The 21169-nt window shown below is 37.0% G+C and carries 13 protein-coding genes; 4 read left to right on the top strand and 9 right to left on the bottom strand.

The window, feature by feature from the left end; all coding sequences use genetic code 11:
* Nucleotides 1-11: 11 nt before the first annotated feature.
* The 4 genes from FW780_RS01295 to FW780_RS01280 all read right to left on the bottom strand — a co-directional run bounded on the left by FW780_RS01295 (nt 12) and on the right by FW780_RS01280 (nt 7596).
* Nucleotides 12-1886, bottom strand: coding sequence for a rhamnogalacturonan lyase (locus FW780_RS01295; RefSeq protein ID WP_149831851.1), 1875 nt, complete (start codon nt 1884-1886; stop codon nt 12-14).
* Nucleotides 1887-1961: 75 nt separating this feature from the next.
* The gene (locus tag FW780_RS01290; protein WP_149831850.1) at nt 1962-4739 is read right to left on the bottom strand and encodes a glycosyl hydrolase; all 2778 of its coding nucleotides are present in this window, start codon (nt 4737-4739) and stop codon (nt 1962-1964) included.
* Between the two features lie 11 nt (nt 4740-4750).
* Entirely contained in the window at nt 4751-6073 is a 1323-nt protein-coding gene (locus FW780_RS01285) for a rhamnogalacturonan acetylesterase (protein WP_149831849.1), read from the bottom strand.
* Between the two features lie 143 nt (nt 6074-6216).
* Nucleotides 6217-7596 (bottom strand): rhamnogalacturonidase, encoded by a 1380-nt coding sequence (locus tag FW780_RS01280; protein WP_206669025.1) that lies wholly within the window; start codon nt 7594-7596, stop codon nt 6217-6219.
* A 513-nt stretch (nt 7597-8109) separates the two neighbouring features.
* On the opposite strand from FW780_RS01280, the gene FW780_RS01275 reads away from it, so the two are divergent.
* From FW780_RS01275 to FW780_RS01260, 4 genes are all read left to right on the top strand, one after another.
* Nucleotides 8110-9597 (top strand): xylulokinase, encoded by a 1488-nt coding sequence (locus tag FW780_RS01275; RefSeq protein WP_149831848.1) that lies wholly within the window; start codon nt 8110-8112, stop codon nt 9595-9597.
* 67 nt (nt 9598-9664) lie between these two features.
* Nucleotides 9665-10993: a xylose isomerase gene (xylA, locus tag FW780_RS01270; protein ID WP_149831847.1), complete on the top strand. Its 1329-nt coding sequence runs from the start codon at nt 9665-9667 to the stop codon at nt 10991-10993.
* Nucleotides 10994-11048: 55 nt separating this feature from the next.
* A complete protein-coding gene (xylE, locus tag FW780_RS01265) occupies nt 11049-12470 on the top strand; it encodes a D-xylose transporter XylE (protein WP_149831846.1) in 1422 nt (473 codons plus the stop codon).
* A 330-nt stretch (nt 12471-12800) separates the two neighbouring features.
* Nucleotides 12801-13829, top strand: a complete 1029-nt coding sequence (locus FW780_RS01260; RefSeq protein WP_142716650.1) for a LacI family DNA-binding transcriptional regulator — start codon at nt 12801-12803, stop codon at nt 13827-13829.
* A 474-nt stretch (nt 13830-14303) separates the two neighbouring features.
* Here the strand turns inward: FW780_RS01260 and FW780_RS01255 are convergent, their stop codons facing one another.
* From FW780_RS01255 to FW780_RS01235, 5 genes are all read right to left on the bottom strand, one after another.
* Nucleotides 14304-15917, bottom strand: coding sequence for a UxaA family hydrolase (locus FW780_RS01255; protein ID WP_149831845.1), 1614 nt, complete (start codon nt 15915-15917; stop codon nt 14304-14306).
* A gap of 5 nt (nt 15918-15922) precedes the next feature.
* Nucleotides 15923-17386 carry a tagaturonate reductase gene (locus FW780_RS01250; protein ID WP_149831844.1) on the bottom strand — a complete coding sequence of 488 codons (1464 nt, stop codon included), beginning with the start codon at nt 17384-17386 and terminating at the stop codon, nt 15923-15925.
* Between the two features lie 172 nt (nt 17387-17558).
* Nucleotides 17559-19094, bottom strand: coding sequence for an MFS transporter (locus FW780_RS01245; protein WP_149831843.1), 1536 nt, complete (start codon nt 19092-19094; stop codon nt 17559-17561).
* Between the two features lie 89 nt (nt 19095-19183).
* Nucleotides 19184-19843 carry a beta/alpha barrel domain-containing protein gene (locus tag FW780_RS01240; RefSeq protein ID WP_149831842.1) on the bottom strand — a complete coding sequence of 220 codons (660 nt, stop codon included), beginning with the start codon at nt 19841-19843 and terminating at the stop codon, nt 19184-19186.
* A 251-nt stretch (nt 19844-20094) separates the two neighbouring features.
* Complete coding sequence (locus FW780_RS01235) at nt 20095-21102, bottom strand: sugar kinase (protein ID WP_149831841.1); 1008 nt, start codon at nt 21100-21102, stop codon at nt 20095-20097.
* Nucleotides 21103-21169: the final 67 nt, after the last annotated feature.

The following is a 21169-nucleotide window of genomic DNA, read 5'->3' as shown; positions in this document are numbered from 1 at the left end:
TTAAGATTGATTTAAGGTTTAACTGTATAAATATTTGACGAAGGAACTTTTGAAACAGATTCATCCAAATAATAATCAGTATGAGGAGGCTGGTTGTAGCCTACATTTTGCCAAACAATACTCAACCGGTATTGCGGATTATGCATCATCGTATACAAACGGTGCTTCGTAGGAATGGTAGAACTGAAAATCCGAAGTTCCTGATTATCTGATGTTCTGTAAATCAGCTCTTCCCGCCAGTCTCCAAATAAATCGGCAACCAGAGAAGGATTTTTCTTAGTGCCATTGTTAGATTCGCACTGAAAATCCTTAGCATCAAAAATGAGATTGGACTTTTCTTTATTCCAATCCCATTTTGACACAGAAGTTCCGTCTAAAATTTCGCTTAAAAAATCTCCATCCCAATAAATCCCCATATTACAGGCAGGATTTTTATCACTTATTTTTCTTCCTTTAGTATCGTAAATACCTTTCACACCAGCTCCTGAAGCCCAGGATTCTGAACCTTGATAACGGGGATCGATATTTAAAGACAGTCCTCTTCCAGGTCCCTGAAATTTACCCTGCTTACTATAAATTAAAGAAGGTAATTTCCATAAAACTTTACCCGTTGCGCCTGCTCTGAAATGAGCACCCGCATCATCAAATCTTTCCTGAATATCAAAAATTTCCAATCCCGGAGAGGAAGGATCCAGATCACCCACGTGCAGTGCATCACCATGGCCAAAGCCCGTACTGTTTAAGACTTTCCCGTTATCATCAACTGTCATTGCACCAAAGATAATTTCATCTTTTCCATCATTATCTACATCGGCAATGCTCAGGTTATGGTTTCCCTGACCACGGTATTTTTTATTTTCTTCTGAACTTTCCGTATCAAAAAGCCATCGTAAACTGAGTTTTTTATCCTTATAATCCCAGGCAGCGATCGCCGTTCGGGTATAATAACCTCTCGACATAATGATGCTGGGCGTTTTGCCATCCAGATAAGCAACTGCACCCAAAAACCGGTCTACCCTATTTCCTTTCGCATCGCCCCAGGTTTCGGTAAGCTGTTCCGGAGTCGGATTCAGGCTGCCTTGAAATCTCGGAACAATATAATGAACGGTATTAATTTCCTCGCCTGTTTCGCCATTAAAAACAGTCAAATATTCAGGTCCGGAAAGGATAAATCCGTTCTCATTGCGATAATCTCTGGAAGAATCCCCGATGAATTTTCCTTTACTGTCTCTGCTTCCATCTGCCGTTTTCATAACGACTTCTGCTTTGCCGTCCTGGTCTAAATCATACACTAAAAACTGTGTGTAATGCGCCCCTTCCCTGATATTTTTTCCTAAGTTAATTTCCCACAAGAATTTTCCGTTCAGTTTATACGCCTGAATAATGGGCTCATCCGTAAAGCCTTTCTGACTGTTGTCTCTGGATTGCCCCGTCTGATGAAGGATAATTTCATATTGACCATCTCCGTCAAGATCGGCAACAGAAGCATCGTTGGGCGTATATCCCACCGGAGTTCTTAAAGGAATTGAAAAATAAGGTTTTTGATTGGCAGCATACTTCGCAGAATCCTGATCAATCTCCTGATCCTGGGTGTTGGATCTTACGAAATAAGTGTAATTCTTTGTTTTGTCTGCCGTTGTATCTAAAAAACTGGTTTCGTTAAGCAATGGTTTTTCGTTCAGCTTTTTGCTTTTATTATTTTCAATACGATATAGATCAAACTGAATATTCTGAGGTTCTGTACCCAGTAAACGCCAGCTCACAAAAATTCCTGTTTCTGAAGGTACTGCAACAATTCCTCTTTTTAAATACTCCATCTGCCTTTGTGCTGAAAGGAGCTGTGAAAAAAGAATAATCAGTACAATAAAGTTATATTTTATATTCATAATTCTGAACTATTAAATTAATATAATTCAATCGATTGCGCAATTTATTTTGATATACTTTTCTTTATATGAATTCTATTTTGAAAAATATAATGGAAATAACTGAATTTGTCCATCCAATCCGGAAGGCTGAACTTTCCATCCGGAGGCATCAAAAGCTTTATAATTAATGTTTACAAAATTGATTTCATGATAATTACGCCATTGAATTTTACTCTGATCCATATAACGGATTCTATTCGCCATCAAATTGCAGACTTCAATCTGAATGGTATTTTTCCCTTTTTTCAGATATTCCCCAATGTTGATTTCAAAAGGAATACTCCAGACAATCCCAGCTTCCTGACCGTTAACAATTACTTTTGCACTTTCATATAATTTATCGAATTTTAAAAGATAATCGTCTGCTTTTTTATTCTTCAAAACTAATGTTGTTGTATAAACACCGGTTCCTGAAAAGCTCTGTGTTGCAGAATCTTCTGAAAAGTTCGTCCAGGGTTCCGGATTTTTTAGAATCCTTGATTTTGGAAGTTCGGGACCGCCTTCTTTGAAAGTCAGCTGCCATGCTTGATTTAAACTGATAGGGGAATCTGTTTTTTCAATATAATTCCATTTTGCAATGGAATGATCAACAGTTTCAGTATTTTTTAAAAGTAAAGATTGTCCGGATTTCAGTTGAATTCTTACAGAATTGTTTTGTATTTCCGCAACTCCGAAATCTCCGTTTTCCGGATTCATGATCACGGCTTGTTTTCCTGTATAGTTTAAAGGAATCAACTGATTAATGTCCTTTGCAGTATGATTAACAATGAAATAGTATTTCCCACCGTCAAACTGTCTCCTCACAAACTTCAATCCGGTTTCCGTTAATTGTTCTTTTTGTATTTTTAAATATTCCAAGCCTTTTTCAATATCAGAACTTAAAACAATTTTTCCTTTTCCGAAGCTTGCAGTTTTTATATTTTCTCCCTGATCCTGAAACTTGATCTGAGCCCACAATGATTTCAGTTCTGCTCTTCTTTTTTCAACTTCAAAATTTCCGGGAATATCTTTTGGCTCATTTTGAAAAATAACCGAAGCGCCATTTTGAGCTAATTTGAGAATATGATGTAACGTAGTTTCCGGCAAATAAGTTAATTCAGGAATAATTAAAACCTGGTGGGAGGATCCTTCTTTTGCAGTCTGAATTTTCCCGCTTTCCGATTGGGATTCGCCAATCATCTTGTCAGAAATCATATCAAGAGCATAGCCCATTTTGCTTAGCTTCGTTAAATTCTTATACATTGGAGTTGGCTGCAGCCATTTTTCCACGTTATGAACTTTAAATGCGATATCTTTTCCTTTCGGGTTAGCCCATTGGTCATAAATTGGCCAGTATATCAACAATTCATTATCAGATTTCCCGCTCTGCAAAACACTTTGAGTACGGGCAACATAAGAATTTAATCCTGTTAAGTGTGGCCACAAACTGTTTTCCGGAACAAAATTAACCGAAGCATAAAACAACCATCCCGGAAAAGGAACATCTGCCGGTGTATACGTTGTGCCGTGATAAAAAACGTGATTGATTCCCGATAGAAAAACCTGCTCCACTTCGGGTTTTGTCTGCGACCAGGAAGTTTTAAAATGCTCTGTAAGCCAGGTAAAAGTTTCATTTGAAATTAATTGTTTACCCGTAACATTGGCAGCCGATGAAGCAAATTTCAGCATATTAATATCCGGTTTATCAGATTTTTGCACATCTGCACTGTCTCTTCTCAGCCCCGGAATATCGAAAACTGTACTTCCGAAAGTTTCAGACTCAGGAATATCGACTGCAGCATACAAGTCCAGTAAATTTCCTGGTGATCCATGCGCCTGATTGGTATTTTTTGAATTTTTGGAATGAGCCCAGTTTGTAAAATCCTTAGTGAAATTATTCAAAATCAACTCATTCAGGGTTTCCCTGTAATCTGATTTAACTCTACCCGTTATCTCATTTTCTTCATTACTGACAAGATATTTAATGTATGGACTCAGGTCATATCCTCTCCTTTTTTTAAATTCATTTTTAAAATCAGGGGTCCAGTCGGCATTATAAACCTCATAACTGTCATTAAAAAAAGAACGGATTCCATAGTTTGAGTTTCCAAAAGCTTTATCAAAGGTATTAAGATAATCTTTCGTTGCATCAGGTGAGAAATGGTCTAGTGTATACCCTTCACCACCTGGAGCTGCACGTTTTACTTTTTGTAAAGTTTTGCCTGTAAAAACAGCATAAATTGTCCATTTCCCGTAATCCGGATGCCAGTTGAGAGGGCCGTCATTTGTTATTTTATCGGTTAGAACAACTGCTTCATTTTTTTCATTGTAAGCCGTTACAATATCTAATTTTATTGTTGTTAAATTCTTCTGTTTTTCATCTTTGAGAATGATTTTTTCTGAAAATTTTTCACCTGATGAAATTGTGTATTTCTGAACAATCATTTTTGTGGCTGCATCTTCTTCGTCAACCTCCGGACCACCAATTGGCCAGCCTGTTCCTACAGCCATATCAACTCCCATATTCAAACTTTTTGCTTTGTCTGTGGTGAATTGAAGCATTTTCATCCACTCCGGAGAAAGATAATTGATGTACTGATTTTCAAAGCCTTTTGCTCCATAAATGGGAACGATTTCTACGCCTCCGAAACCTGCTTTACTAAGTGCTGTCAGTTCTTTATCCAATCCTTTTTCATTGACAGTATTTCCCATCCACCACCATCGTGTCCACGGCTTTGCCGTTTCAGTGCTTTTTGGCCACGGATTTTGTGCGGGAAAATTCCCGAATACAAAACACATTATGCCTGCCTTTATTATAGATTGAATATTCATTTTCTTACTTTTTAGTTTCCATCCGGTTTTAAAGATTCCATGAAGATACTTTCCGGCCAATAGAATTTTTCGAAGGGATCAGGTTGATTTAAATCAAAGCCTTTATATTTTTTAGAAATAAACTTAGTTAAAGGCAGCTTCTGATCGACAATACTTTTTATGACACATTTTGCCAGTTCATAAGCGCCATACGTATTAAAGTGAGTGTCATCTGCCAAAGCATCCCGCTGATTGGGATAAGAATTTGCAGGATAATAGACAAATGCTTTTTTAGAATTTTCCGGTCCCAACGCTTCAAAAAGTGTTTTACTCATTGCATTCAGGTCGATTAAATATACATTTTCTTCTTTGCTAATTTCCCGCATCGCAGCAGGAAAATCATCAAGAGTATTGACAATCTTATTATTCTTATCAAAAACTCTTCGATTCATTGATGTAACTAAAACGGGAATCGCTCCCAATTGTTTTACTTTATTAACCCATTCCTGTAATCTTTTTCTATAACCAGATTTTGTGCTGTTCCCATACTTCTGATCATTATGCCCAAACTGGATAAACAGATAATCTCCAGGCTTTATTTTGTTCCAGATTTTATCAATCCGATGGCGGTCTTCAAAAGCTTTCAAAGTTTCTCCGCTTTCGGCGTAATTGGCAATAGCAACTTCTTGCGGAACAAAAAAACAGGGCAGCATTTGTCCCCAGGAAGCCCAGGGTTCATACTGCGCATCTACAACCGTGGAATCTCCTGTGAGGTAAATTGTTTTCGCAGTTTTGTTGGGCTGAATGGTTATTGCACAAATTTTTGGAGCTTTACCGTTAAATTCGATCGTCAATAAGTTGTCCCAATGTAAATATTTTCTTTCTCTTGGTTTTAATTTTACAATTCCAATTTCAACTCCATTCTGATTACGGAGAATGCTGTCTTTAACATGAACGGTGATTAGTTTTTCAACTATTTCACCTCCTTTTGTTTTCACATCATCTAGCATCAAACGGCGGTTTTCTACACGAACTGTTGTTTGGGAAGTTCCTTTAGAATCACCTAAATTTAACTTAATATCATAATTTCCTTCCGGAAGTACCACCGAAAAATAGAAAGGTCTGTCGCTGGTAATATAATCTCCCGTTAAAACGTTTCCTCCTCTGTCGACTGATTTTAAACCGGAAATATCCATGAATCCATAGCCTGCTTTCCTGTCGAATTCAGAATGTTCCGTAATGGGAATAAAGCCATCCTGAACTCTGTTTCCACCAAAATCAAATTTGAAATTGGTTTGCTGGGCAAACATCGATGAACAAATAAAAATGGTTATAATTCTTATCCAACTTTTCATAATCACTCCATTAAAAATATTGGCTCCACCATTAATTCAAAAATTTCTATTCGCTTGTATGCTTAGAAACCGTCCCAATTTAAATTGAGAATGCAATAATTGGGAGCATAAGCATACCAGGCCGAATATTTTAGACAAAGAATTCATTTTGCTGCAATGTCGGAATCATCTTTCTTATCATAAGACTGGTCTAGCGAGGCAACCTGAGTAACATTTACTTTAATTTTTTTCAAATTTTTAATAGCCTCCAAATTCTCCTCTTTAGGTTTTAACGCCTTTATCTTCAGATTATCCAACGTGAAATCTGTCAAATCATACAAGTCAGATTTTTCAACATCAAATGCCGTTTCACAACTGATGTCAATATTTTTGATCAGAATATTGTTCGCTAACGATTTTTTAGGTCTTTCCTCTCCTTTCAAATCGAAAAATTGGTTCCAGCCTTTTACATACAAGAAAGTTTTAACATTCCCTGTGATATTTTCAACGGTAATATATTCGTAATGCTGAGGAGTGTCCGGTCTCATTTTAAGGTGGAGCAGTCTCGAAGCATCTTTCACCTTTGAGTTGCGCAGAATTACGTTATAATTGTGGATAGATTCACTGCCGCAAGTGAGAACACTGTGACAAAACCCAAAGCTGTTATCTTCGATGATGATATTTCTGTTTTCACCATTCTCAGGAGTTTTATCTGCTTTCGGGCCTTTTCCGCCTTTTAATGCAATGGCGTCGTCGTTCACCGACATATAGCAATTTTTAATCAGGAAATTCGTGCAGGCATCAATATCAACAGCATCTGTACTTGGTGCTTTTACCGGTTCTTTTGGTGCAAAAATTGTCAGGTTTAACAATTTTACAAATTCACTTTTATAATAATGAGTACTCCAGAAAGGAGAATTTTTTATGGTAATCCCTTCAACCTGAACGTTTTTAGAGTTTGAAACATAGATGATTCTGGGTCTCATTTCGTCCATATTGGTACACTTAGGGTTCCACTGGCGTCTTTTCCAGAATGCTTTCCAAAAACGCAACCCGTTTCCGTCAAGTGTTCCTTTTCCCGAAATGGTAAAACCATTCAATCCGTCTGCATTGATTATTGCAGGAAAATATTTTACCGTCTGTCCTTCCATTCTTGTTTCCACAACCGGAAAGTCACTGATATCATCGCTTCCTTTTAATTTCGCACCGTTCTCCAAATGCAAATGTGTTCCCTGTTTGAAGAATACAGAACTGATCAGGAATGTTCCTTTGGGTACAATAATTACACCGCCCCCATTTTTAGCCGCAAGATCAATGACCGCCTGAACCTGTTTTGTCTGAAGAATCGTACTGTCGTTTTTCACTCCATTATCGGTAAGAATATATTTTTTACCTAATTTACTGATGTCTGTAGGTTTATTTTCTTTAAACCATTTTGGAATTATGGTGCCGTCGGGAAATTTATCCTGGCTTTTTATGCCCGATGAAAACAGTAAGAATATCAACAGAGATAATAAAAAGCTTGATGTATTTTGAGATTTCATAATTTATTTTTTATTGTAGAATCTGATTTTTCATTAATAAAATTCAGCACTCAAAAGAATGGCAAAATAAAGGAATATCATTTAAATAAAATTTATTCCGTTTATTTTTACAAAAAATCAGCAAATAATCTTCAACTGTATAACGAAAATTATTCTTTCATTTCATTTTCATAAAAGTATACATTTTAGGATTTGGCGGTATCCTGCTCTTTCATGTTGATTATTTTGCGATGATTTATCCCGGTTAACATCCAGCAAAATATAAATTAATCATCAATTTGCGCAATCGATTGCTCAATATTGGATAATTAAAGCCCTTTTTAGTTAAAATTAATTACTCAATTTGTTTAATTTAATTGGAAATAAAGCATCTGAAAAATAATTAATTAAATTTAAAACACTGAATTACAATAATTTAAAATTAAACAATAGTAAAAATTAACATATTTATAAAAATCCTCGGTATAATACATAAAATTATTACATTTAAAGCATTACAATTATTAATAATTAATGAAGTTTATAGGTTATGATGTAGGAAGCTCATCGATAAAGGCTTCCATCGTAGATGATCAGGGTAAATTAATTGCCCATGCCAAATACCCGGAACATGAGATGTCAATAGATTCTCCAAAAGCAGGCTGGGCAGAGCAAAACCCAGATGAATGGTGGCAAAATCTCCGGATTCTCACACAAAAAATAATTGCAGAGAGCAAAATCCACAAAAATGAGATTAAAGGAATCGGTATCTCCTATCAGATGCATGGATTAGTATTGATTGGAAAAGACAAACAGGTACTTTGTCCTTCAATTATATGGTGTGACAGCCGGGCTGTTGAAATTGGCGACCGGATTTTTAATGAGATCGGAGAAAAAAAATGCATGAGAGAACTGCTTAATTCTCCGGGAAATTTCACCGCTTCCAAACTGAAATGGGTACAGGAAAATACCCCCGAAATCTATGACAAGATCTGGAAATTTATGCTTCCGGGAGATTTCATTGCATTTAAGCTCAGTGGTGAAGCAACAACTTCTGTTACAGGAGTTTCAGAAGGTATACTTTGGGATTTTGAAAAACATGAAGTTTCGAAAACAATGTTGAAACACCTGAGAATTGAGGAATCCTTTGTCTCTGATATTGTGGAAAATTTCACTGAACAATGCTATGTTTCAAAACAGGGAGCAGAAGAAAGTGGTCTTCCCGAGGGGATTCCTGTTTATTACCGAGCCGGAGATCAACCCAATAACGCATTTTCCCTCAATGTAATGAATCTCGGAGAGATTGCCGCAACAGGCGGAACTTCCGGAGTTGTTTATGGTGTGACTGACAATATTAAATCAAAGGAATCTGTAAGAATTAACAATTTTGCCCACATTAACCACACAAAGGAACAACCGAGAATCGGGAAAATGCTTTGCCTCAATGGTGCGGGAATCCAGTACAGCTGGCTTCGACATCAGGTGGACCAAAAAAGACACAGCTATCATGAAATTAATGATTTAGCTTCAAAAATACCGATCGGTTCCGATGGAGTTATTGTCCTGCCCTTCGGAAACGGAGCAGAGAGAGTGCTGCATAATAAAGATATTGGCTCGTCTGTTTTTAACCTGAATTTTAACCGTCATAAAAGCGAGCATCTTTTCCGGGCGGGATTGGAAGGTATTGCCTTTTCTTTTGTTTACGGAACAGATATTTTAATGTCTGATGGTCTTCAGAAAGGTATTATAAAAGCAGGCGGTGACAATTTATTCCGTTCTTCTTTATTCACGCAGACCATCACTACTATTTTGGATACTGAAATAAGAATTATAGATTCCACAGGTTCTACAGGCGCTGCAAGAGCCGCAGCCATGGGAGCTGGAGCATTCGAATCGCAAAATGAGATCCTGACAGACAAAGACATTTTAAAAAGCTATTATCCTGATACTAAAAACTATAACCAGTACAAGGATAGTTATGAGAAATGGAAATTAAAATTATTGAAAAATCTAAATCATTAAAAAATTTTTTCACATATTAATGCAATCGATTGCATTAAATTAATTCATTTAATTAAAACTAAAATATATGGCAATTACAATGGGTAACAAAGAGTATTTCAAAGGAATTGGAAAAATTCAATTTGAAGGAAAAGAATCTGACAATCCTCTGGCTTTCAAATTTTATAACGAAAACAAAGTGGTTCGAGGGAAAACGATGAAAGAATATTTCAAATTTGCAACGGCTTACTGGCATACATTCTGTGCAACGGGTGGAGATCCTTTTGGAGTGGGAACACAGCATTTTGAATGGTTAAACGCAACAGATGTTAAGCAAAGAGCAACAGAAAAAATGGATGCGGCTTTCGAATTTTTTACAAAACTGGGTGTGCCTTACTACTGTTTCCACGATTATGATTTAATTGATGAAGCGGATAATTTTAAAGAATCAACCAAAAGAATAGAATTTATAACCGATTATGCCAAAGAAAAACAGGCTGCTTCCGGAGTAAAATTACTTTGGGGAACTTCAAACTGTTTCTCCAATCCCCGATTTATGAATGGCGCAGCTACAAATCCATCCTTTGACGTGTTGGCTTATGCCGGAGGACAGGTTAAAAACGCCTTAGATGCAACGATTAAGTTAGGTGGAGAAAACTATGTTTTCTGGGGCGGCCGTGAAGGATACATGTCTTTACTGAACACCAACATGAAACGTGAACTGGAGCATATGGCAAAGTTTTTACACATGGCAAAAGATTACGCACGTTCACAAGGGTTCAAAGGGACTTTCTTTATTGAGCCAAAACCAATGGAGCCTACGAAACACCAGTATGATTTTGATGCCGCAACCTGCTTAAACTTTCTTCGTCAATATGATTTGCTGGATGATTTCAAGCTTAACCTTGAGGTCAATCATGCAACTTTAGCCCAGCATACTTTTGAACATGAATTACAAGTAGCAGCCGACAACAACGTTTTAGGAAGTATTGACGCCAACCGCGGAGATTATCAAAATGGCTGGGATACAGACCAGTTTCCTGTTGATTTATATGAAATGACTCAGGCGATGCTGGTGATTATTCAGGCAGGAGGTTTTCAGGGTGGAGGTGTAAATTTTGATGCTAAAATCAGAAGAAACTCAACAGATCTGGAGGATATTTTCATCGCTCATATCAGTGGAATGGACAATTTTGCAAGAGCTTTCCTGGCTGCAGATGCTATTTTAGAAAAATCAAAATATTCTGAAATCAGAACTAACAGATATGCTTCTTTCAATAACGGAAAAGGTAAAGATTTTGAAGAGGGGAAATTATCTCTTACTGACCTGGCTGCCCATGCGGAAGGACTTGGAGAAATAGGCAGAGAAAGCGGTAAGCAGGAATATCTGGAAAACCTGATTAATCAGTATTTATAATACAAATGCTGTTAACAAAGTACCTGATTTTTAACAACTAAAACTATATGAGACTATGCAAATAATAGATTCGGGCCCGAAATATTCTTCAGGAACAAAGGCAGAAATCAACATGGTATATGTCACCATGCTTACCTTGGTTGCCACTTTGGGTGGGCTTTTGTTCGGATATGATACAGCCGTTATTTCAGGGGCAGAAAAATCCATTCAGGAATATTTAATTATCCCACTGGGACTGAGTTCATTGGCTCATGGAGCCACTATTTCCAGCGCATTGATAGGGTGCGTCATCGGAGGGGCTGTTTCCGGATATTTTTCAACCGGATTGGGAAGGAAAAAATCACTGATGATAGCTGCGTTTTTATTTTTCATCAGTGCTTTGGGAGCTGCCTATCCTGAGTTTTTATTTTTTAAGCAGGGCGAACAATCAATGGGGGTTTTGCTGGCTTTTAACTTTTATAGAATTATTGGAGGAATTGGTGTTGGCCTTGCTTCAGCGGTTTGCCCGATGTATATTGGAGAAATAGCCCCTGCTGAAGTACGAGGAAGATTGGTTTCTCTAAATCAGTTTGCCATAATTTTTGGGATGCTGGTGGTGTATTTTGTCAATTGGGGTATTGCCGACGGAAAATCAGTAGAATGGATCAACGATATCGGCTGGCGTTATATGTTTTTATCCCTGACAATTCCGGCTGCCTTATTCGGAATTTTACTGTTTTTTGTTCCGGAAACTCCCCGATATTTAACCTTAACTAAAAAAGATAATGAAGCGCTTAAAATTTTAACAAAAATTAATGGGCAGCTTCGGGGACATGAAATTTTTCAGGAAATTAAGGGAACGGTTGTCCAGCATAAAAGTGAGCTTTTTGCATTCGGAAAAACAGTTATTATTATTGGAATTTTACTTTCTGTTTTTCAGCAGTTTGTGGGAATTAATGTCGCTTTATACTATGCTCCGAGGATTTTTGAGAGCATGGGTGTTCATAAAGATGCTTCAATGCTGCAAACTGTTGTTATGGGATTGGTTAACGTCATCTTTACAGTGGTTGCTATTTTCACGGTTGATAAATGGGGACGAAAACCTTTACTTATCGTAGGTTCCATAGGAATGGCAATTGGAATGTTTGCTATTGCAGTTTTCTCTTATTTGCATATTATCGGAATTGCAACTTTGGTTTTCATCATCATCTATACCGCATCTTTTATGATGTCCTGGGGACCGATTTGTTGGGTTTTGATCTCAGAACTTTTCCCTAATAAAATCAGGGGGGCAGCAATTGCGGTTGCAGTTGCTGCTCAATGGGCAGCCAATTACCTCATCTCTTCCACCTATCCTTTTATGATGGAATTTAGCGGAGCTTTTACTTATGGTTTTTACGGAGTGATGAGTGTTTTATCATTGTTTTTTGTATGGAAAATGGTTCCGGAAACTAAAGGAAAATCTTTGGAGGAAATTGAAAAACTTTGGAAAAGATAATTATTTTTTAGATCAATAGTCACCATGGGGACATCGGTTTTCGGTGTCCTTTTTGGTTAAATTAACCGACCTTTTTTTATTATTAAATCAAATTTTTGTTGTTAATAAGCTTGATTTCCAGCGAATCCGGTTTTTATTTTAAAGGAAAATTCAACCCTATCTTAATAAAAAATTAGCCAATTCAATATTTTTTAGGTTTAATCTGATTTTAATCACTCTTAATCTTGTATAAAATCTCAATATTTCCTTTTTGATAGACATAATTTGATTAAATTTACCACTATAATGTATGTTATCCCAGACATACCCAAAACTTCAGAAAAAGCATGTATGAATAAGAAAAATGCCACAATATATGACATCTCGAAAAAGCTTAACGTAAGTGTGGCAACTGTTTCCAGAGCACTGAACGACCATCCGAGAATAAGCCAGGCAACAAAAGATTTGGTAAAGAAGACGGCCAAAGAAATGAACTACAAGCAAAATAACCTTGCCAAAGCTCTGAAAAGCGGGGAAACAAAAAATGTAGGAATTATCGTGCCTTATATTAATACCAATTTCTTTTCATCCGTAATCCGTGGAATTGAAGAAGAGCTTTCTCCACATGGTTATCATGTAATTATCTGCCAGAGCCACGAAGATGTAACTATTGAAAAAAGACACTTAAATACTCTGCTTAATGCTCAGGTTGATGGGATTTTCATGTCTGTTTCCAAGACGACTATTGATACCGAACATATTCAGAATATTCTGAGTTCCACCAATACTCCTATTATATTTTTTGACCGTAAAAAGGATATTTCAGGAATCAGTACAGTAACTATTGATGATTTTCGTGGTGGTTATATGGCGACTGAACATCTGATTAATGAAGGGTACAGAAATATTTGCCATTTCTCCGGCGACTTAAATCTGGAAATTTATGAGAACCGTCTGAAAGGTTACAAACAGGCTTTGATGGACCATAATTTAAGCATAAAGGAAGAAAATATTATCACAACCGGAAGTTCAATCGATGAAGGGATTGATGCGGTTAAAAAACTTTGGGATAAAAAGTCTGTTCCGGATGCCATCTTTTCATCCAGTGATTTTGCTGCGTTAGGTGCTTGCCAGGAACTGAAAAAACGTAAAATCAAAATCCCACAGGAAGTTGCTGTTATTGGCTTTTCTAATGAACCTTTTACACAATTTATGGAGCTTCCGATAAGTTCTGTAGATCAGACTCCCCTGACGATGGGGAAAATGGCAGGACAGGTTTTTATTGAAAACGTAAAAGAAAATGGTTCCGGGGTTTCTATTGAGAAAAAGGTGGTTTTGGCACCACAGCTTTATATCAGGAAGTCTTCGAAAAGGAGGTAGTTTTTTATAAATTTCTTTTGTATTGAAATCAACGATTCGACGTAGTCAAACAAAAGAAACAAAAATTCAAGACTTGGAAATGAAAAGCTAAAAATAACCTATACTCTGTAAAAATTCTAAAACTTGCGAGAATTCAATATTCATTCTTCGGTTATGAATTTATGTCGCGCTTCAAACAGTAGAATTTTCTTAACGTTCGCATAGTTTATTTTCTTAACGCATTCATTTCCTATGTCATTTATTAATATTTCAGTTTGTCATTCTGAAAGAATCCTTAAGTTTTGGCTAAAGCCTAATCTGATTGTATATTCTTAAGCGGACTAAAGTCCGCTCCTATTGATTAAAAACATTGTGTTTATTCGTGAAAATATTTGTTTCATTTGTGTTTAAACTTAATTTACTGCAAAAGAAAATGCTTCCCACATCATGTTGAAAGCATTTTCAAATCTAATAATTTATATATAAAAACAATAACTATAAACTAACGCCTCGTCTCCAGGGGATAAAATCGTTCTGATTGAGAATTGCCGCTTTGGTTTTTACCTCTCCGCTGGCCACTTCTATGATAAATTCTAACAGTTCTTCTGCTTTTTCGTCTATTGACTTTTCCCCTGTAATCACATCTCCTGTATTGAAATCGATGATATCGGGCATTCTTTCTGATAACGATGTATTTGATGAAATTTTCACTACGGGAACCACAGGATTTCCTGTAGGAGTTCCCAGGCCTGTTGTGAATAAAACAACATTGGAGCCCGAGCCCACTAAAGCTGTAGTACATTCCACATCATTTCCGGGCGTACACAGTAAATTTAAGCCCGGTTCTTTGATGTATTCTGTAAAATCAAGTACATCATTTATGGGCGATGAACCTCCTTTTTTAGCTGCTCCTGCAGATTTCATGGCATCTGTTATTAGGCCATCTTTAATATTCCCCGGTGACGGATTCATATCAAAGCCAGATCCTGCAGCAACAACTGAATTTTCAAAATCTTTCATTAATTGTAAAAATCTTTCTGCATCTTCTTCTTTCACGCAACGGTTGACCAGTTCCTGCTCTACTCCGCATAGTTCCGGGAATTCTGAAAGAATAGTTGAGCCTCCGATTCCTGCCATTAAATCTGACAGCTGCCCTAAAACCGGGTTTGCAGAAATTCCTGAGAAACCGTCTGAACCACCGCATTCCAATCCTAAAACAAGCTTAGAAATGGGTGCAGGTTTTCTTTCTATCTCATTCGCCTGTTTGATGGCTTCGTAAGAATCTTTAATAATTCCGCTTAGCATTTCATCCACCGTTCCGGACTTTTGCTGTTCGTAAACGATGATTGGCTTTTTATTATCTGGACTGATTTTTTCCAGGGCATCTTTAAAAATCTGAACCTGTAAATTCTGACAGCCCAAGCTCAAAACTGTTGCTCCGGCTACATTCGGATTGTTAACATATCCTGCCAGCAATCTTCCCAATGCCTCGGCATCCTGACGAATTCCGCCACAACCGCCCTGGTGTGTAATGAATTTAACTTCAATATTTTTAAATACTCTTGAATCCTGCTCTTCTTCAACAGCAGTTTCCGTTTCGGAATTATTAATTAATGATCTTAGCAATAACTGATGTTTTGTCACTTTTTCAAATAACAGTTCTTTTTCAAAAACATCCTTTAAAATCTCAACATTTCTGTTTTCACAAAAAACCAGCGGAAAAAATAACCAGACATTTTCTGTACCCACCTGTCCATCTTCGCGGTGATAGCCCATAAATGTTTTATCTTTCCATTTATCAACATTGGGAGCGGTCCAGGAAGTGGTTTCTGTTTTGCGTTCTACTTTTGCACTTTGATGTTTTACATTTTCGGTGGTAATCACTTCTCCTTTTCGGATCGGCTGGCTGGCTTTTCCCACCAAAACTCCGTACATGATAATAGAATCACCTACGGCAAGATCTTCGGTCACGAATTTGTGTTTCGCCTTCGTGTCTTTTATAATTTCATAAGTAAGTTCACCCAAAGTAACCGTTTCCCCCTGCGCCAGATCTACCAGTGCGACCGCTACATTATCCTTGGGATTTACTTTTAGTACTTTCTTTTGCATTTTTTCTAAGAATAAAATTGTATAAAGTTGTGATATGCAGTTTCTACATCGTTGTGGTCTATTTCCCACAAAGCTTTTGCTACTGCATCTTTCAGTCCGTCAACCTGAGTAAGGTCTGTATCCCAGAAAGCGGTTTCGCTTAATGATAATTCTGCTACTTTCCCATAATCTCCGTTTGTCCAGATTTCTTTGAATTGAGCAATAATAGATTCTTCATCATTAATTGGCAAAGATTTTTCACCAAAATTTCCCTGATAGAATCTGATTAAACTTGCCAAAGAGAATACCAGATTTAGTGGTAATTTTTTATTGATTTCAACGTAACCCAGCAAGCTCGGAAGAATTCTTACTTTAAATTTAGAAACAAAATATAACGCAATACTCGCCTGATAATGTTTAATAAAAGGATTTCTGAATCTGTCAAAAACTTCTTCTGCAAAATCTTTCAGTTCCGCTTCATCCAGACCTAAAGTCGGATTCACTTCCTTAAAAATGGTTTCCCTTAAAAATTTTCCAATAAATGCATCGTCAATAGATTCTTTTACCGTTTCCTTTCCTGATAAAATTGCCGGAGCCAGCATTAAGGTATGGCCGCCATTAAGGATTCTCACTTTTCTCAAACGGTACGGCTGAATATCATCAACCACCAAAATCTGTTCGTTAATTTTATCGAAAGGGATTCTCTTTTTTAAATTTCCGGCATCCTGAATTACCCAAAGTAAAAATGTTTCAGAAACAACCATCATCTGATCTTCATAATCCAACTGATCTTCGTATGATTCTGCATCATCTTTCGGATAACCCGGAACAATCCTGTCGACCAATGTATTATGGAAATAATTATTTTGATTAATCCATTGTGCAAAATCAGGATCTAAATTCCAAAGTCGGGCATACTTCAGGATCATATCTCTCAATACAAATGCATTGTCTTCAATCAATTCGCAAGGAATAATTCTTACTCCTTTTTCTGCAGCTGCGTTGAAATGTTTGAATCTTTCATATAATAAAACCGTTAGTTTTGCAGGGAAATTCTTGTGCGGACCAACGTAATCATCTTCTGATTCGTCATAAGCAATTCCTGTTTCTGTTGTGTTTGAGAAGATAAATTCTAATTCCTCTTCTTTCGCCAACGCCAAGAATTCATCATAATTTGTATAAGGATTAATCGACTTCTGAATCGCAGAAATTACTTGTTTTGTATCAATAATTTCCCCTTTTTTAATTCCCCTTGAGAAAAGCGTGTATAGATTACCTTGTTCTTCCAATTTATGAACTGAACCGCCCGCTGTTGGCTGAACGTTTACAATTCCGGCATTGAATCCCGCTTCTTTATTTAATTTATCAATGACATAATCTGTGAATCCTCTCATAAAATTTCCGCCTCCAAACTGTATTATTTTAATAGGAAGTTTTTCCTGAGAATTGTTTAATTCACGATTTAATTTTTGTTTTGTCTGATTTTCCATCTTTCTAATTTGAATTAAATGATATTTTTAATTCTATAAATTTTTTAATGCAAAGTCTGCAAAGTTTTTTTGCTAACATGCTGTATATTTTTTAAGTTTCAAAGGCGTTTGACTATGTCAAATCTTTGATTTCACTCAGCGAAGAACGCTAATTTTCACCAAGATTTTTTTTCTACTGACTTATCACTTTATATTTTGGAACCAATATTTTCATTACTGTCCATGCGATAAGATATGCTACGGCACAGGCTGAAAATATGATCATATAGCCTTTGTCGATTCCGTCTACAACTACTGATCCTGATTTTTCCAACTGCTCAAAAAATCCGTCGGGTAATCTTTCGTTGATGTATTGAGGGTATTTTTCCAATAAAGGAATTCCGTCAACCGTGGACCAGGCTTTATGAGCATGATCGAACAATACGCCTGAAGATTTATTAATAATGAATGAACCAATTCCACCCGCCATTCCGCCAATTCCGGTAATGGTTGCAATAGCTTTTTTCGGAAACATATCGCCTACTGTCGAAAAAATATTCGCCGACCATGCCTGATGTGCCGCTCCTGCAATTCCGATAATTAAAACCGGAATCCAATACGTTATCGAACCTAAAGGTTGTGCTAAAAGGGCCAACAAAGGAAAAAATGCGAAAATCAGCATGGCTTTCATTCTTCCTGAGTAAGCATTCATGTCTTTCTTTTCCACAAAATATTTTGGAAGCCACCCGCCGATGATTGACAATAAAGTAATCATATAAAGAACGAATAATGGTAATGCACTTTGTGTAGAATCCATTTTGTAAACGGAACTTAAATAAGCCGGAGTCCAGAATAAAAAGAACCACCAAACGCCGTCTGTCATAAATTTTCCAAAGACAAAAGCCCAGGTCTGTCTGTAACTGAAACATTCTTTGAAAGTGAACTTTTTTTCTTCTGCCTTCACGGTATTTTCTTCAACAGCAAAGTCTTCCTGATCCTGCTGAATATAGGTTAATTCATGCCCGTTAACTCTATGATGTTCGTGAGGCTTTTTGTAGTAGAAAACCCACAAACCCATCCATACAAATCCCAACGCTCCAATGATGATAAATGCCCATTCCCAACCCATGGCTTTTGCTATAAAAGGAATGGTAACCGGTGCTGCCAAGGCCCCAACCGTTGCTCCTGCATTGAAAATGCTTGTTGCTAAAGCTCTGTCTTTTTTAGGGAAATATTCCGCTGTAGTTTTAATTGCTGCCGGGAAATTTCCTGCTTCACCAATAGCCAGTACGAAACGTGCAAAAATAAACAGCGTTACACTCGTACTGATGATAGCAGAGGTATTGGAAATAGTAGAAATCAATTCTTTAGATCCGTGAAAGCCTGCCAGCCAGTTTCCGGTAAGAATTCCTGAAGTTGCAATTCCGCAAAATGCATGTAAAACTGCACCGACAGACCAGATTCCGATTGCCCAAAGGAAACCTTTTTTAGTATCCATCCAATCGACAAATTTTCCAGCGAAAAGCATTCCTACTGCATAGAAAATAGAGAATAATGCCGTGATATTTCCATAATCATTATTGTTCCAGTGAAATTCCGGTGCGATAAAATCTTTCCACGTCAAAGATAAAACCTGACGATCAAGATAATTGATCGTTGTTGCAATGAACAGCAAAAAGCATATCGTCCATCTGAAGTTGCTCGGTTTAAGAGACTTAACTGAACCCATATTAATTTTAGAATTAGTTTTGTTTGAATGTTTTTAAGACGTTTCACTCAGCCAGGATCACAAGGTGTTTCCAGCTTTCTTAATCATTATTATTTTAAAGTCTGAATAATTTCCAGAACTTTTACCGTTTCATTTTCTATCGTTGTATAGTCTTTAGCAAGCATTAATTCTTTGCTTACCAGTTTGCTTCCCATTCCTACTGCTGAAACACCGGCTTTGAACCAGCTTTCGATGCTTTCTTTAGTGGTATCTACTCCACCCGTCGGCATAAATTTCAGATTGGGGAAAACATCTTTGATCGCACTCATAAATCCGGTTCCTAAGGCGTTCCCGGGGAATAGTTTAATGAAAGTAACACCAGCATTTTCAGCTTCGATAATTTCAGTCGGCGTCATACAACCCGGACTGTACAACAGATCTTTCGGAATCAAAAATTCTGCAACCTCAGCTACGAAACCAGGACTGATAAAGAAATCTGCTCCTACTTTATAGTATTCTTCAGTTTGTTGCACATTTTTTATTGTACCAATTCCCAAAAGCATTTCCGGCATTTCTGCATTACGGATTTCTACCATTTTTGTAAAATTACTTAACGCAGCATCACCACGGCTTGTATATTCCACTGCACGAATTCCTGCTTTGTAAAGTGATCTCAGTATTTCCAGAGTTACTGTTTCATCAGCATTATAGTATAGAGGCAAAACCCCTTGGTTGATGATCGTATTTGTAACTGATTGAATTTTTGTCATTTTGTTGAATTACTTTGTTGAAAATAATCATTGATGGGGTTTTATCCATCCTTTAGTATGCTGTTCCTTCAAGACTTTATCTTAATCTTTTCTTTTAGCGCAAAGGGTGCAAAGCTTTTCTTTTTAAGGCCTGATGTGTATTTAAGTTCGCAAAGGCATTTGATTACGTCGAATCTTCGATTTCACTCAGCGAAGTCTACAATTTTTTAGTTTTACCGATAAACCAATTGTCAAAAAACTAACAAAGCCAGCTACCTTTTTATTCTTCCGCCTGAATCTCCGTTCATAACTTCCAGAATATCTTCTGCACTGCTGTAATTGATATCCCCTAAAATGGTATGCTTTATTGCACAGGCTGCATTAGCGAATTTCAATGCTTTTTCGTCATCAAAATTGATTAACCCATAGATTAAACCTGCTGCAAAAGCATCTCCTGTCCCGATTCTATCGACTACAGGATTAACTTCCAACAATTCAGTTTCAAAATAGCTATCGCCAATTAAAGCTCTTCCCTGTGTCTGCTGAGAACTTGCTGTAACGCCAATTCTTATTTTGTCAAAAATTTTATGAATAGAAGGAATTTGCTGTTTTAATTCTTTACATGCATCAATAAAACCTTCTTTATCTGATGAAAACTGAGTTCCGAGAATTTCATTAATTTCATTCACTCCACCGATAAAAATCGTTGAATAGGAAACGAGCTCTTTCAAAACTTCGTTTCCGTTTTTGCCATATTTCCAAAGATTTGAACGGTAAGCAGGATCGGTTGTAATTTCGATTCCCAATTCACGGGCTGTTTGTAAACCTTCTTTCAGACTTTCATAAGCGGCTTCGGAAATTCCTGGGCTGATGCCTGTCCAATGGAAATACTGGCAGCCTTCAAGGGCTTTTTTCCAGTCAATTTGTTCAGGCTTACTATTGGCAAAAGAACCGTTCAGTCTATTGTAAGCAATCCTGCTGGCGCGAACTGATGAGCCTACTTCTAAAAAGTACAAACCTAAAGGATGTTCATTTTTGTTGATAAATGCGGTGTCAATCCCAAAACTTTTAATGAAGGAAATGGCCGATTCACCTACAAAATCATCAGAAACGCTGCTGATATGTCTTACATCACAGCCCATTGTTGCCAATGAAGATGCTACATTAAGCTCCGTTCCACCGAAAAAGAATTCCATTTCATGGCTTTGCTTCATGGTTCTGTTTCCTGGTGGTGAAAGTCGCATGATGACTTCCCCGAATGTGACTATTTTGCTGCTCATTTTTTAATTAACTCTCATTATTTTAACCACAAAAGGCACAAAAGTTTTTGATGCTTAGTATTTTTGA

Origin of the sequence: Chryseobacterium sediminis (genome assembly GCF_008386505.1) — a bacterium.
Classification (GTDB): Bacteria; Bacteroidota; Bacteroidia; order Flavobacteriales; family Weeksellaceae; genus Chryseobacterium; species Chryseobacterium sediminis.
Note: the sequence above shows the minus strand (reverse complement) of the source record. Positions and strands in the feature narration are given on the sequence as shown.